9 protein-coding genes are annotated in these 14,806 nt (G+C 69.8%); 3 read left to right on the top strand and 6 right to left on the bottom strand.

The features are described 5' to 3' along the window. Nucleotides 1–3 precede the first annotated feature (3 nt). Nucleotides 4–5,727 carry an AAA domain-containing protein gene (locus tag ACIBGM_RS08645; protein ID WP_396384943.1) on the bottom strand — a complete coding sequence of 1,908 codons (5,724 nt, stop codon included), beginning with the start codon at nucleotides 5,725–5,727 and terminating at the stop codon, nucleotides 4–6. Further along, nucleotides 5,724–6,896 carry a M48 family metalloprotease gene (locus ACIBGM_RS08640; RefSeq protein ID WP_396384942.1) on the bottom strand — a complete coding sequence of 391 codons (1,173 nt, stop codon included), beginning with the start codon at nucleotides 6,894–6,896 and terminating at the stop codon, nucleotides 5,724–5,726. The genes ACIBGM_RS08645 and ACIBGM_RS08640 overlap by 4 nt, the downstream gene beginning before the upstream one ends. A gap of 88 nt (nucleotides 6,897–6,984) precedes the next feature. Between ACIBGM_RS08640 and ACIBGM_RS08635 the strand changes: the two genes are divergently transcribed. Continuing rightward, nucleotides 6,985–8,169: a M20 family metallopeptidase gene (locus tag ACIBGM_RS08635; protein ID WP_396384941.1), complete on the top strand. Its 1,185-nt coding sequence runs from the start codon at nucleotides 6,985–6,987 to the stop codon at nucleotides 8,167–8,169. A 278-nt stretch (nucleotides 8,170–8,447) separates the two neighbouring features. Here ACIBGM_RS08635 and ACIBGM_RS08630 read toward each other — a convergent pair whose 3' ends face one another. After that, nucleotides 8,448–9,878: a M12 family metallo-peptidase gene (locus tag ACIBGM_RS08630; RefSeq protein WP_396384940.1), complete on the bottom strand. Its 1,431-nt coding sequence runs from the start codon at nucleotides 9,876–9,878 to the stop codon at nucleotides 8,448–8,450. Between the two features lie 199 nt (nucleotides 9,879–10,077). Between ACIBGM_RS08630 and ACIBGM_RS08625 the strand changes: the two genes are divergently transcribed. Beyond that, entirely contained in the window at nucleotides 10,078–10,521 is a 444-nt protein-coding gene (locus tag ACIBGM_RS08625; RefSeq protein WP_396384939.1) for a YciI family protein, read from the top strand. Here ACIBGM_RS08625 and ACIBGM_RS08620 read toward each other — a convergent pair. Beyond that, nucleotides 10,500–11,609 (bottom strand): zinc-dependent alcohol dehydrogenase family protein, encoded by a 1,110-nt coding sequence (locus tag ACIBGM_RS08620; protein WP_396384938.1) that lies wholly within the window; start codon nucleotides 11,607–11,609, stop codon nucleotides 10,500–10,502. The two genes, ACIBGM_RS08625 and ACIBGM_RS08620, sit on opposite strands and share 22 nt — an antisense overlap. Further along, complete coding sequence (locus ACIBGM_RS08615) at nucleotides 11,606–12,022, bottom strand: acyl-CoA thioesterase (protein ID WP_396384937.1); 417 nt, start codon at nucleotides 12,020–12,022, stop codon at nucleotides 11,606–11,608. Before ACIBGM_RS08615 ends, ACIBGM_RS08620 begins: the two co-directional genes overlap by 4 nt. A 174-nt stretch (nucleotides 12,023–12,196) precedes the next feature. On the opposite strand from ACIBGM_RS08615, the gene ACIBGM_RS08610 reads away from it, so the two are divergent. Next, nucleotides 12,197–13,555, top strand: coding sequence for an MFS transporter (locus tag ACIBGM_RS08610; RefSeq protein ID WP_396384936.1), 1,359 nt, complete (start codon nucleotides 12,197–12,199; stop codon nucleotides 13,553–13,555). On the opposite strand, the gene ACIBGM_RS08605 is transcribed toward ACIBGM_RS08610, so the two are convergent. Next, nucleotides 13,457–14,647: an ABC transporter permease gene (locus tag ACIBGM_RS08605; RefSeq protein ID WP_396384935.1), complete on the bottom strand. Its 1,191-nt coding sequence runs from the start codon at nucleotides 14,645–14,647 to the stop codon at nucleotides 13,457–13,459. The two genes, ACIBGM_RS08610 and ACIBGM_RS08605, sit on opposite strands and share 99 nt — an antisense overlap. Nucleotides 14,648–14,806: the final 159 nt, after the last annotated feature.

The following is a 14,806-nucleotide window of genomic DNA, read 5'->3' as shown; positions in this document are numbered from 1 at the left end:
GTACTAGCTATCGGTCGGGCGGTGGAGCGCGTCAACCAACTGGTCCACGACGAGATCCGGCGATCGAGTCCAATCGGTGGTGAGCACGTGGTGAACTCGCCAACCAGTAGCAGTCAGAGCTCTCGGATGCGTGGTCAACCGCTCGAGCAACGAGTCGGCTTCAACGCGTTCTGGCGTATCAACGAGAACAGCAACCCGATACCCAACATCACCAGGCAGCTTCAACGCCAAATCACACCGGAACACCGACTCCCCCACCCCCGTCTCCACCACAACCCCCCGCCCCTCCAACGCCCCCCGCAACTGCCCAACCACGCCCCCGCCACCCCGACTTCCGACGCCCACCCCCGCACCAGCACCCGACGCACCGGCCCCAGCATCGGCATCCGACGCACCCGCCCCCACACCGACACCCGACGCACCCGCCCTCGCATCGGCACCTGACGCACCGGCACCCGAACCGGCATACGACGCACCTGCACCCACACGACGCCAGCCGTCGCCCGACACCGCAGACCCACCTGCACGGGTTCCTGCACCGGCGCGGATTCCCGCACCGGAACCAGCGCCCGACGCAGCACCCCGCTCGTCGGCCGCACCCGCCACACCGCCAACACCGGTGACCGCACCGCTCCCCGCGGCACCCGGCGCGGCGGCATCGGGCGCGGTAACAGCCGTAGATTGCTCGCGGGCCTGGCCGCTGCCGACGTTGGTGCTTGTGGCAACGGTGCTGGTTTTGCCCGGGGAGCCGGCGCGGGCATGCGGGTAGGTGCCGAGGATGGCCTTGGCGGCGGTGGAGTTGCCTTGGGAGATGGCGGTGGCGTACGTGAGGAAGCGGCGCAAGGTGTTGGCGCCGTCGTTATAGGTGTTCGTGATCGCGTCGGGCTCGATGCTGCTCACGACGACCATGTGTTCGCGAGCACGACTGAAGATGACGTTGAGCCGCTTCTCGCCGCCGGAGGTGTTGATCGGGCCGAAGTTCATCAGCATCCGGCCGTCCGGTCCGGCGGCGTAGCACACGCTCATCAGCACGATGTCGCGTTCGTCGCCCTGAACGTTCTCCAAGTTCTTCACGAAGAGGCTGATGTCTTGTTCGCCGTGCGTACGGACCTGCTCGGCCTCGTACAGCGCGGCGAATGCCGGGTCCGCTTCCGCCAGCTCGTCCAGCGCCCGCTCGATCTCACCCTGCTGAGCCTCGGAGAACGCGACGATGCCGATGCTCTTCCCGGTCCGGCGGCTGAGCAACTCGCGCACCAGCCCGGCGATCCATTGCGCCTCGGCAGGGTTGGTACGGCGTACGTAGACACCGTCGACGAGCCGCACAGCGGTGATGCTGCCGGCCAGCAGGCTTTCGCAGACCTCAGTCACCGCGGGTGCATCCGACCGGAGCGTCCACGGTGGTGCCGTATGCGCGGGAAGCCGGTCCGGAACAGTCGCCAGGCGCCCCTGGTAGAACGCCGAATTGCTGAAGGAGATCAGTGCCTCCGAGCGACTCCGGTAGTGCCAGGTCAACATCGTCGACGCCAGCCGCAACGCACTGATCGACAAGAAACTGTCCTCAGTCAACGCAATCCCCACCTGCTCAGCAACCCCGTCATCCTCAAACTCATCCCCACCGTCAACGGCTGGATCCTGTCGGTTGAGCGTGGTGCCGGGGGTGGGCGTCAGAGGGGTGGGGCTTGGGCGGGTGTGGGCTGCGGTGGGAAGGGGCTGCGTGGTGGTGCGGGGTTGGAAGTATTGGGTTGGGGGGAGTTGCATCTGGTCGCCTACGACGATCAGCTGGGGGGCTCGGTGCAGGGCGGGGATGGCTTCTTCTACGGGGATTTGGCTCGCTTCGTCGTAGATGACCACGTCGAAGGACGTGGTGAGGGGCAGGGTGTCGGACACCGAGGAAGGGCTCATCAGCCAGACAGGGCGGAGGAGCGAGACGACGGTCCCGGGGGCGCCGGAGGCGAGGTCCCGGATGGAGCGGTAGCGCATGACCTTCCCGAACTCGTGCTCCAGTTCGCGGCGGCCGGTGGCGAACGTCTTCTTGCGTGCGCGGTCTTCGGGCGACATACCGCTGACGCTGAGTTCGGAGTGGGCGAGTTCGGTCAGGAAGCGACGCCGTACCTGGGCGACGACGATGTCAGCGTTGAGGGTGGTGAGCTCGTCGTAGAGGAGGCTCAGTTCGCCGACGATCGCGTTGACTTGTGCTGAGGAGAGTTGCAGTGGGGCGGCGGACCGGATGCGGTCCCACTCGGCGGCGCAGACGGCGTACTCGAGTTGGTCTGGAGAGGCATCGACCTGTCGCACGGCGGTCTGCACGGACTCCGGGGTAGTCGCGAGGTCCTGCAGGGCTGGGCCTACGAAGCGCAGGATTGGCTCGGCGGAGGCGAGTTTCTCGATCAGGTCGCGTACGGCGGGGATGGTGAGGTCCTCGTACTGCGGTGCCAGCAGGCCGGACGTGGATGCCTCGGCCAGGTCGAGGGTGTCGGCGACGCGTAGGAGGGCGGCGGGAGCGCCGGGTTGCAGGGCGAATCGCCAGTCGTCGAGGTGGGGATTGTTGCGGGTTGCGGTGAGGCGGGTGAGCAGTTGGCGAGGGTCGTCGGTGCCCCACTCGCGTTGGGTTTGCTCGGCGTGTTGCTGGACGGCGGCGGTTGCGTCGTGGGCGGCAATGAGGTCGGTGAGTAGTTCGACGATGGTTGGGCGGACGGCTCGGGTCGTGGTGTCGAAGCGGGTGTTGATCAGGGACTTCAGTCGTCGCCAGTCGCCGCTGAGGAAGGCGAAGAGGGTTCCTTCTTTGCTTTGGGCAAGCTTCAGGGCGGAGCGGGCGTCGGTGGGGGTCAGTGGTTCGTTCCAGCCGGATGCTTCTGCCCAGGCTGAGCGTTCCGTCGCGATGAGGTGTTCGCGGTCGGCGGCTGACGCGTTCAGGCGCTGTGCGGTGGCTGAGCGGGGGTCGATGGCGTCGACGAGGTTGCGGTCGGCGAGCGGGCTGATCACGCGGCCGAGTTCGGCGAGGGCCCTGACTTGCTTCACCGTCCACTCGCCCCGCTGACCGCCCGCCCGGCCACGGTCCTGCTCGTTGCTGCCGGACTGGGCCGGGCCGGGGTCGGGACTGCCGGAGGAGGTGGCGGACGGCTCGGGCGTGGGCGGGGAGGGTCGGGTGGGTTTGTGCGTGGTGCGGGTGGTGGGGGTTTCGGGGAGGGCGGGGGAGGTTAGGGCGGTGGCTGTGGCTGTCCAGGTGGGTTGTAGGGCGCGGGCTTGGTCGGGGATGGCGGGGTCGGACCAGCGGGTGGGGGTGATGAAGGCGAGGGGGGTGCGGGCGAGTACACCGGCTGAGGCGGGGTCGGCGGAGGCCAGGTCTCGGGCGAGCTTGCGGACGATCGCCCGTGCGGGCCACCAGTCAGCCGGCGATGGGATCAGGTGCCGTTCACCATCGACCTGGAGGAACACGGCCGGCGCGCTTGACGGGGCGGGTGAGAGGTGGGGGTCGGGGTGGGGGCGGTGGTGGAGGAGGGTGGTTAGGAGGGTTCGGAGTGGGGGGTGGCCTGTTGTGAGGGTTTGTTCGTGGGTGGTGACTGTGGTTAGGAGGTGGTTGATGCGGGTGGTTAGTTCGGTGCGGCGGGTGGTGAGGGGAGTTAGGTCGTCGGTGGACGTCAGCCAGGACTCGTAGGTGTCGCGGAGGCTGTGGATGAAGGCCTTCTTGTCGGACTGGGAGTCGTGGATGAGGGTGCAGAGGTCGTCCAGACCGCGGCTGGCGAGGCGGGCGTGGACTACGTCCAGGGCGGCACGCTTCTGGCAGACGAACAGGACTCGCTGACCGCGGGCGACGAAGTCGGCGATCATGTTGGTGATCGTTTGGGACTTGCCGGTGCCGGGCGGGCCCTGGATGACGAAGCTCTCGCCGCGCTGGGCTCGCGCGATCGCGGCGACCTGGGAGCCGTCGGCGGGGACGACGAGCTGGCGCTCAGCAACCGGGAGCTCAGGGGGTGGGCTGCTGATCGGGCGCGGGCGGTCGGAGAACAGCTGGTCGAAGGAAGGGCACGACGTCCCGGTGGCGAGCAGTTCGTCGTAGTCCCGGACGAGGCCGAGCGTCCGGTAGTTGAAGTTCGCCAGGGCCACCGCGCACAGGTCCACATCCCACGAGTACGGGCCGCCGTCAGTGTCCAGCGTGTACGTGTCGGTCTCGATCGCAGCAGGTCGACGTGGCTCGCCGCCGAGGGTGACGCCGAGCGGGAGCTCCGGGGCGGCGAGCTGGGCGCGGAAGATCTGCACGCCGAGCGGCTGGTAGTCGGTCCGCCGGTACGAGTACGCGTACTGCCGCCCGCCGAACTCATGCGCCGCGTTGCCATGCTGCCGGCGGCGGTAGTTCCGCAGCTTGAGCATGGCGCGCTGCCGGACCAGATCGATCCGCGGCTTCTCCCGCAGGTGCAGCTGCAGCCCCGGCTCGGTCGACCGGATCTCCTGCGCGAGTTGCGCGTGCAGTGTCGCCAGGGCGCCCGGCTCGGCGAGGTCGACGTACTCCGGCAGGTTGATCCCGTACAGCTGGTGCAGGTGGTGCCGCAATGTCGGGTTGACCTCGGCGACCGGATCGGTGATGCGCAGCGTGTACGAGTCCCGGACGCCGCGCTTCTTCACCAGTTCGACCTTCGCCAGCACTAGCGGTGAGGCGAGCCGGGTCTGCGGATCGTTCTTCAGGTCGTGCCAGCGCAGGAACGCCGGCACCAGCCGCAGCTGGTCCTGGCCGTACTCCGCGCGATCCCGCCGCGCGGTCGCGATCAACTTGTCGAGCGACAAGACCGCGTACGGCGCTTCGTCGTACCGGATCCAGCGCCCAAGCGGCTGGGGCTTGCCGAGCAGGGACGCGCCGAGGTCGTCGCGCCAGGTGAACAGCTGGTCCGCGCGGATCGTGCGCACGTCGAGCATCAGCGGGACCGACACCTCGGTTAGGTTCAGCGTCTGCGCGGTCGGGCGGAAGTTGATCAGCCGGTTGCGCCGGGACAGGTCGAACAGCCGGTCCCGCAAAGCCCGAAGCACCGCGGTACGGCGGTCTGCCACGCCCTGCGTGATCGCTGCAACGTCGAAGTCGAGCGGCTGATCCCGGTAGTTCTCCAGCTGCTCGATCAGGGAGTGAAGGTCCTGCGCGCGGCGATGGCGATCCGGCTCCGCCATCCGGGCGGCGACCGAGACGATCACCGGGTGCAACGCCGGGTCGAGTGCGTGGAGGTTGCCCCGCGCATCGATCAGCCGGGCCACGTCGTGAGTTCGGGACAGGTCGAGACCGCAACCGAGCCCGATCAGCAGCTGGCCGAGGCTGAAGATGTCGGTGAGCTGGTCGTGGTGGCCGACCACGTGCTCCCAGCTCTGCCACCCGGCGACGTGCACCGGCGCGATGATCGCGGCCGGGACCGGCTCGACCACCGTGGTCTGCGGCCGGCCGCCGCTCTCACCGAGGTCGACATCGGACTGCCGGTGCGCGACCACCTCGACCGCAGTCGCCCGCGGACTTTCCCGGGACTCCAAAGCCGACTCGTCGAGCACTGGCCGGCCGGCCAGGGACGGGTCGAAGCCGAGCCGGGTCTGCTCGTCGACTGTGATCCGGTCGAGTCCGCGCAGTGGCGCGACCAGCCCGCGCTCGTGCACAGCCGCCGTCGCATGGAACAGCGGCAGCACCGCGGCCAGCAGCGCGTCGTTGCCGAGCCCGCCTCGCGAGACCGCGAGAGCGACCAGGTCCTCAGCGCTCATCCGACCACCTCGTCCGCGGCCTTGGCCAGCTTCGCCCGGCGCTTGTCGGTCCAGCCGAGCTCGTCGTCGGCCAAATCGTCGTACGCCGTCAGTCCCGCGCGCCGGGCGATCACCATCGAGGCGACCAACCCGTCGTCGCCGGTGTCCGGGTCGGCGGTCGCGAGGTCCAGCAGCAGGTAGCAGAGGTACCGCTTGGTGGCATCGACCAGCGGTCGTGGTCGGGGCAGCGGCGCTCCGTCGATCGGCCGGACCGCCAGCGGCTCGTCGAACCGAGGCGTCGTCGACGCCGGGACGCCGAGCGGCCCGGGCGGATCCGAGAACCCGGCGGCGAAGGTGGCGACCGCGTCCGTCCGTAGACCCGAGGTGTGTGCGATCGAGGCCGCGAACTCCCTGCTCAGGTCGCGCAGCAGGACCGCGTCGAGGAGGTCCGGCGCGTCGATGTCGAGCGGACCGGTGATCAGCGACTCCATGTCGTCGCCGGCGAGCCAGTTCTTCAGCGCCCACGCCCGCGCGACGCCCTCGGGATGCGAGGTGCCACGGCTCCCGGTGCTGAGATCGAGCTCGTCCGCCTGCCGCAGATACGCCTCCGGGTCGGCGGTGCTGAGACCGGTCTGGAGTTTGAGGAGCGCACGGATCGTCACGCTGAGGTCGCCGCAGGCCGTGAGCGCGCCGCGGTCGGCGAACAGCTCGGTCGCGAGGCTCCACCGCCGATGGGTCTCCAGGTACTGCTGTGGTGTGCGCGCGTCACCGGCGGCCGCGTCCAGCAGCCGATCCACCGCGAGGTAGTCGCCGTCGTCGGCGTGCCACAGCACCCGGTGCGCCAGCTCGTGGCCCATCACAGCGGTCAGGTCGTCGTGATCCAGCTTCTCCAGCAACGACCCCTCGAAGACGACAACGGCCGCACCCGCTTGGTGGACGTAGTGGGCGTTGGGCGCGGCCCCATCCACCTGGAAGAACGAGAGCTCCGCGTCCACGCCCAGCGCTTCCGCCGCCCTACGGCCTGCCTGGTGGACCTCCGGGTGCACCGACTCTTCAAGCCGATAGGCGTTCCGCAGCAGTACGTCGTCCAGCCGGCCGACCGGCCCACCTCGGAGGGCTGTCCAGGCACACTCGTCCACGCGGCGTACGTACGCCAGCACGGCCCGGTGGTAGCCCAAAGGCGACAGCATTCCGCCACAGTAACCACGCCCACCGACGAAAGCCGCCCGACAGCGGCGGGTACGGTGACGGGACGTCGCCGTTCGAAGGAGTTGATCGATGAACCTGGTCGAGGAAGCCGCCGCCATCGGACCGGGACTGGCCGAGCTGCGACGGGAGTTGCACCGGATCCCGGAGGTCGGACTCGATCTGCCGAAGACACAGGCGATGGTGCTCGACGCGCTGGCCGGGCTGCCGCTGGAGATCAGCACCGGCAGCGAGCTGACGTCGGTGGTCGGCGTACTGCGCGGTGGTCGTCCAGGGCCCACGGTGTTGCTGCGCGGCGACATGGACGCGCTGCCTGTGGTCGAGGAGACGGACCTCGAGTACGCGTCCACCAACGGAAGCATGCATGCGTGCGGCCACGACCTGCACACGGCTGGCCTGGTCGGTGCGGCGCGTCTGCTCAGTGCGCGTCGCGAGGAGCTGGAGGGCAACGTGCTCTTCATGTTCCAGCCGGGCGAGGAGGGCCTGGGCGGTGCGGGCTACATGCTCAGGGAGGGCCTGCTGCAGGCGACCGGGGACAAGCCGATCGCGGCGTACGCGATCCACGTCTGGTCGCAGGCTGCGAAGGGCCTGTTCCAGACGCGGCCGGAGACGATGATGGCCGGCTCGAACCAGTTGCACATCACCGTGCACGGCAAGGGTGGGCACGGCTCGTCGCCGTACACGACAGTGGATCCGGTGCCGGTGGTGGCGGAGCTCGTGCTGGCGTTGCAGACGTATGCGACGCGCAAGGTGAACGTGTTCGACCCGGTGGTGATCACAGTGACCCAGCTCGCGGCCGGGGTCGCGGTCAACGTCATCCCGAACACGGCCCGGCTCGGCGCCACCGTGCGAACGCTGTCGCACGAGACGTTCGACCAGTTGTCACGCGACCTGCCGGCGTTGGCTCAGGGCATCGCCGCGGCGCACGGCTGCACGGTGGAGGCCGACTTCGCCCTGCAGTACCCGGTGACGATCAACGACGCCGCGAGTACGGCGCACACCGTCGAGCAACTGACTCAGCTGTTCGGCGTTGACCGGGTGCCGGCGTTCGACAACCCGCTGATGGGGTCCGAGGACTTCTCCATGGTGCTCAATGAGGTGCCCGGGACGTTCGTGATGCTGGGCGCTCGCCCGGACGACGTCGGCGAAGACGGTCCGTCGAACCACTCCAGCGTGGTGCGCTTCGACGACGCAGTTCTGGCTGACCAAGCGGCCGCACTCGCCCACTTGGCGACCACGCATCTCATCCCGGCCTAGAAGAACCTGACGGCTGGCCGACCCGCCAGAGGCCGGCCAGCCGCAGGGATCAGGACGGCGCGACGGTGAGGCTGTAGGCCCCACGGCTGCCGTAGGTGGAGTAGCCGGTGCACCGGCCGTGGCGGTCCGTTGCTGGCGGCAACCTCGGCGCCGGCGACGGCGGGCGCACCCTTACGGCGGGAGGTGCTGTGCAACGGAATCTCCTCACAGGATTCCCCCACCAGGACCCGGGGTCGTCGATCTCGGTGGGAACGACGGCCCCGGGCAATTCAGGTGTGTCAGTTGACGCGGACCGTGTAGCCGCCGCGGCTGCCGTACGTCGAGTAGCCGGTGTTCAGCGGGTTGCCGTAGCCGGTGTTCTCGATCCGGAGGTAGTACCGCCCGGCGGTGACCTGCCGGCTGAGGCTCGCGCTCAAGCCGGTCGGGGTCGACGCGTTGGTCTGGCCCGCAGCCGGGTCTGCGGTGGCCAGGACGGTCCCGGCGGAGTTCAGCAGTTGCAGCTTGATGTCCAGGTCGGCGCCGGAGGCGGCCGCGTTCGCCGCGAAGGTGAAGGTGCCGGCGGACAGGTCGATCCGGAACGTGTCGACGTCCGAGTCGTTGGCGTACACACCGCTCACGCTGGTGCCGAGGGTCAGCGCGGTGGCGTCACTCGTGCCGTTGCCGTGGTCGTCGGCCCGCAGCGCCAGGCCGTTCTGGGCGGCCACCGCGAAGTCGTCTTCCTTGTTGTTGGCGCCGGAGTACTCGCCCTTGCTCCACTGGCTGATCGCCTTGGAGTAGCCGACGCCCATGATGGGAGCCCACGCGCCGTGACCCTGGTAGTACCCGACGGACGAAGTGCCGTCGTGGCTCAGGCCGATGTTGTGGCCGGCCTCGTGCGACGCCGCCTCGGCGATGTTCTTCGCGCCGGTGCCGACGCCCCTGGTGAAGACCAGAGCGGGCTGGTAGTACGAGTGGTTGCTGCTGTTGTCGTACACACCGACATAAGCGACACCGCCGCAACCACAGCCGGACTGGTACCAGGTGGTCGGGTCGATCAGGACCCGGGTGCCGTACTGCTGGTCGGAGCCGCCGGACCGGGTGATCGCCGACGCGGCCGGCTCCTGCGTGGTGACGTCCACGTCGAACGGCGCGTAGTCCTCGGCGACGCGGGCCCAGACATCGCGTACCACGTCCTGCTCGGCCGTGCTCCACGTGCTCGTGCTGCCGTTCGTGTCGTACGGCGTGACGTTGACGGTGGAAGGCTTGCCGTTGGTGTTCCACGCCGTACCGGTGATGGTGTGGCCGGTGAAGTCCAGGTAGATGACGCGGTTCGAGCCCGGCTTGCTGTGCAACTCGAACGCCGGACCGGTCGCGGCGGCGACCGCCTTGGTGGCCCAGCGCGGGGACGCTGCCGACGCCTTCTGGGTGCCGGCGACGGGCTCGCGGTAGAACAGCGTGCCCTCCTGGTCCAGCCAGGCGGTCTTGTCGGTGGCCAGGATCTGCTGGAGCTTCGGGGCCGGGATGCCGTTGCGTTCGGACAGCTCGGCGAGCCGGGACTGGACCTTGCCGAGCGCGACCTTGCCCTGCAGCTCCTGACCGAGAAGCTGGTCGATCGGGGTGGGGACCGGCTGCTGGGCGTCGGCCTGGTTGCCGGCGACTACGGCCAGCGCGCCGAAGACGACGGCTCCGGCGCCGACCAGGGCGCCGGTGCGGCGGAAACGGGTGTGCATTAGGGGGTCCTCCTCAGGGACTCCTACGCCTCACTTGTGACATGCCTCACGTGCGGTGGGCGGTTCCGCACTGTGCGTAGCCTGCCCGACGGATGTCCGGGTGGCTATAGCTCTCCGCGGAATTAACCTTCGTCTGCCGCGCAGACCGCCGACCCGTCGCTGCGCCATGATGAGCCCGAAGGGACGAGGGGAGATTCCGATGCGGTTCATGATGATGTTCCGGGCCAGTGAGGGGTCCGAGGCTTGGGAGAACCCCAGCGAGAAGAGCCTGACCGAGATGGGTCTGGTGATGGCCGAGATGGCCGAGAAGGGGGTCCTGCTCGCCGGCGAGGGCCTGCTGCCCAGCTCGCGGGGCGTCCGGATGCAGCTCAGCGGCGGCAAGCAGCGGGTCGTCGACGGGCCGTTCGCGGAGACCAAGGAGCTGATCGCAGGCTTCTGCCTGATCGAGGTCGCCTCCCGCGAGGAAGCGCTCGAGTGGGGCTGGCGCTGCCTGGCCGCCGACGACGGCAACTCCGACGGGCTGGAGATCCGGCAGGTCGCCACCGAGGACGACTTCGGCGCCGAGTTCACGCCTGAAGCGCGGGCCCGCGAGGCGGCGACCGGGGTCACGGTCGCGGAGAACTACCGGAGCAGCAGCACCTGACGGATCGACGTACCGGCCGCGAGCCGGTCGAACGCCTCGTTGAGGCCGTCGAGCTCGACGGTGGAGGTAAGCAGCCGGTCGACCGGGAGCCGGCCGGCCTGGTAGAGCGCGATGTAGCGCGGGATGTCGCGGCTGGGGACGGACGAGCCCAGGTACGAGCCCTTCACCGTGCGCTCCTCGGCGACCAGGCTGACCGCCGGCACGCTGAAGGACTGCGACGGGTGCGGCAATCCGACTGTCACGGTGGTGCCGCCGCGGCGGGTGGCGCCGTACGCCTGCTCGAGCACCTTCGCGCTCCCGACCGTCTCGAAGGCGTAGTCGGCTCCCCCGAACGTTGCCTCCCGCACCTGGTCCACCGCGTCGTTGTCGCGGGCATCGACCGTGTGAGTGGCGCCGAGCGACCTGGCCAGCTCCAGCTTCTCGGGTACGACGTCCACCGCGACAACCGGATGCGCACCGACCAAGACCGCGCCGAGCAGCGCCGACAACCCGACCCCGCCGAGACCGAAGACGGCTGCGCTCCGGCCGGCCCGAACCTGGGCGGTGTTCACCACCGCGCCGACGCCGGTCATCACCGCACAGCCGAAGAGTGCCGCGATCTCCGGCGGCAGCGACGGGTCGATCCGCACCGCCGATCTCGCCGACACCACCGCGTGGTCCGCGAACCCGGACACCCCAAGGTGGTGATGCACCCCGTCCAGCCGTCGTACGCCGTTCAGCAGAGTGCCGGCCGTGTTGGCGGCGGCGCCCGGCTCGCACAGCGCGGCCCGGCCCTCGGCGCAGGGCGCGCACTCGCCGCACGCCGGCACGAAGGCGAACGCCACCGTGTCACCGGCCGCGAACCCGGACGCCTCCGAGACCACGACCTCGCCGGTGGCCTCATGGCCGAGCAGCATCGGCATCACCCGAGGCCGCGAGCCGTCGATCACCGACAGGTCCGAGTGACACAGCCCGGCCGCGCGGATCCGGACCAGCAGCTCCCCCGGTCCCGGCGGCGCCAACTCGACCTCTTCCACCTGCAGCGGACGTGAATCGGCGTACGGGCTGGGCTGACCCATCTCCCGCAGTACGGCGCCGCGCACGATCATCCGGTGATCCCTTCGAGTGCCTGGCGGATGGGGTCCGGGACCGGAACCGGGCGGCGGTCCTCCCGGCCGACGAACACGTGCACGAACCGGCCGGTCGCGGCGGGCTGGTCCGAGCCCGCACGGAACAGGCCGATGTCGTAGCGGACGCTCGAGGTCCCCAGCCGGCCGACCCGCAGGCCGGCGTCGACCGTGCCCGGGAACTCCAGCGACTCCTTGAACGTGCACTGCGAGTCCACGCACAGCCCGATCACCGCGCCGCGGTGGATGTCGAGCCCGCCGGCCCGGATCAGGAAGTCGTTGATCACGGTGTCGAAGAAGCTGTAGTACTCCACGTTGTTCACGTGCCCGTAGACGTCGTTGTCCTTCCACCGCAACGTGATCCCCAGGAAGTGCGGAAAGGAGCTCCGGTCCATCGCCCCACCATAAGGTGATGGCCATGAGATTCGTCCTGCCGAGTATCTGACAAGGGGTGGCGCATGAGCGTGGTCGCGGGGCGGCAGACGGCGGCGTACGACGGTGACCGAACGCGGCGACACCGCCGCCGACCGGTTGCACCGCCCGTCGGACGCCTGACCTAGGCTGCGGGCGTGCGGTTCATCCGGGATCTGGCGACGCTGCTGAAGCGCGGGGATTTCCGGCGGTTGTTCGCGGTCCGGTTGACGTCGCAGTTCGGCGACGGCGTGTTCCAGGTCGCGCTCGCGTCGTACGTGCTGTTCTCGCCGGAGCGGGCGCCGGACGCGGCGGCGATCGCCGGGCTGTTCGCGGTGGCGCTGCTGCCGTACTCGATCCTCGGCCCGTTCACCGGCGTGCTGCTGGACCGGTGGTCGCGGCGGCAGATCCTGTTCGGGGCGAACCTGACCCGGGCCGCGCTCGTGATCGGCGTCGGCGCGCTCGTCGCGATCGGCAACGCGGGGGTGCCGTTCTACGTCGCCGTACTGCTGACCCTCGGGGTCAACCGGTTCCTGCTGTCCGGGCTGTCCGCCGGCCTGCCGCACGTGGTCGCCCGGGACGAGCTGGTGATGGCGAACGCGGTCACCCCGACCTCGGGTACGGCGTCCTTCCTGATCGGCGGCGGTGTCGGGGCCGGCGTGAAGCTCGTGGTCGACTCCGATCTCGCCGTACTCGGGCTCACCGTGCTGATCTACACCGCGGCTGCCCTGCTCGCGCTCCGGCTGCAGCGCAACCAGCTCGGCCCTGACCTGAACGGTGACGAGCCCGGCGTGGCCGAGGCGATCCGGACGATCGCCAAGGGTCTCGTCGACGGCGCCCGGCACCTGAAGGAACGCAAGCAGGCCGCCCTCGGCCTGGCCGCGATCGGCTCGCTGCGGTTCTTCTTCGGCCTCACCACGGTCGCGATGATCCTGCTGTACCGGAACTACTTCTACGGCGCCGACCGGCTTGACGAGGCGTTCGGCGCCCTCGCCGTCGCGACCGCCGCGGTCGGCGCCGGGCTGTTCCTCGCCGCGCTGGTCACGCCCTGGGCGACCCGGGTGATGACGCTGCGGCAGTGGATCACGCTGCTGTTCGTCGCCGCTGCGGTGGTGACCGCGATACCGGGCGGGCTCTACACGCAGCCCGCGCTGATCTCGGCCGGCTTCCTCACGGGGTTCTGCGCGCAGGGCGTGAAGATCAGCGTCGACACCCTCGTCCAGACGGGTGTCGACGACGTCTACCGCGGCCGGGTGTTCTCGCTCTACGACATGATCTTCAACGTCGGGCAGGTCTCCGCGGCCGCGCTCGGCGCGCTGATCCTGCCCGACGACGGGAAGTCGTACGCCGTGCTCGCCTTCATCGTGGTCGGGTTCCTCGTGACCGCCTTCCTGTACGCGCGGCTCAGCCGGGACGACTCAGGTGCCGCGGAGCGCGGTGATGGGCTGGATGGCGGAGGCCTTCCACGCGGGGTAGGTGCCGGCGACCAGGCCGATGAACGCACCCAGCAGGGGTGACCCGAACGCCAGCCGGTTGTCCAGGATCGGGGTCCAGTCCCGCGCCCACGACACTCCCACAGTGAGCAGTACGCCGACCGCCGTACCGAGCAACCCGCCGAGGAAGCCGACGATCACGCTCTCCACGAGGAACTGGATCGCGACGTGTCTTCGGGCCGCGCCCAACGCCCGGCGCAGGCCGATCTCGGAGATGCGTTCGAGGACGGACAGCAGCGTGACGTTCGCGATGCCGAGGCCGCCGACCAGGAGCGCGACTGCGCCGAGCAGCAGGAACAGCGCGTTCAGGTCGGACTCGACTCCCTTGCGTACGGCGCCCTGCTTCGGCGGAGCGTCGACGTTCAGGGTGCTCGGGTCGTTCGGCTGGATCGCGACCGGGGCCTGGCCGGCGATCAGTTGAGCGGCGCCGACCTGGGTCCGGATCTCGAGCGCGTCCGGTGACTCGAGGTCGTACGCCGTCCGGGCGGCGCCGTTCGGCATGATCACGGCGTCGTTGAGCTCGGCCCGGCCGCTGACCGAGTCGAGGATGCCGACCACCGTGTAGGGCTCGTCGCCGATGAACACCGCCGGCTGGGAGTCGACCCGGTTGATGCCGAGCCGCTCGGCCGCGTTCTTGCCGAGGACAACCACCTTGTCACCGCGCTGGTCGTGCCCGGCGTCGAAGAACCGGCCGGTCCGCAGCACCGCGCGCACCGCGTCGAACAGCCCGGCCGAGCCCGCCATCACCTTCAGCGCGTGCCCGTCCTTCTGGCCGTCGAGACCCGCGACGCTGCGGACCAGGTCGTCGCCGACGTCCAGCGTGCTCACGGTGCCGGCGGCGTCGACGCCGTTCAGCCGCTGGACCCGGTCGGGGGCGTCCCACGGAAGCTGGGTCGCCGCCTCGCCTTCCTGCCCGCCCTTCTCCTCAGGCTGCACGACAACCCGCGTAGCCGCCGCCAGATCGAACCGCTGGGTGATCTGCCCCGAAGCCGTTTGCCCCAAGCCGACCGTGCCGACGAGGGCTGCGATGCCAAGCACCGTGCCGAGCGTCGTGAGGATCAGCCGGGTCGGCCGGGCAGCCACACCAGCCAGCGCCTCGTCCAGGAGATCCCGCACTGCGGGGGCGGGGCGGCGGAGGCCAGGCATCCGGCCCGGCCCGGCGCGCCGCCTGCTGCGCGGGCTCGCGGCACGGCGAACGAGCAAGGCGAGCGCGAGCCGCGGACGCAGCCGGCGGCGGGGTGGAGCGCCAGGGGGGACACCTGGTGAAGTGGACGG

The sequence above is a fragment of the Kribbella sp. NPDC050470 genome (genome assembly GCF_044458365.1).
GTDB lineage: Bacteria > Actinomycetota > Actinomycetes > Propionibacteriales > Kribbellaceae > Kribbella.
This window is presented reverse-complemented; position numbering and strand designations above follow the sequence as displayed.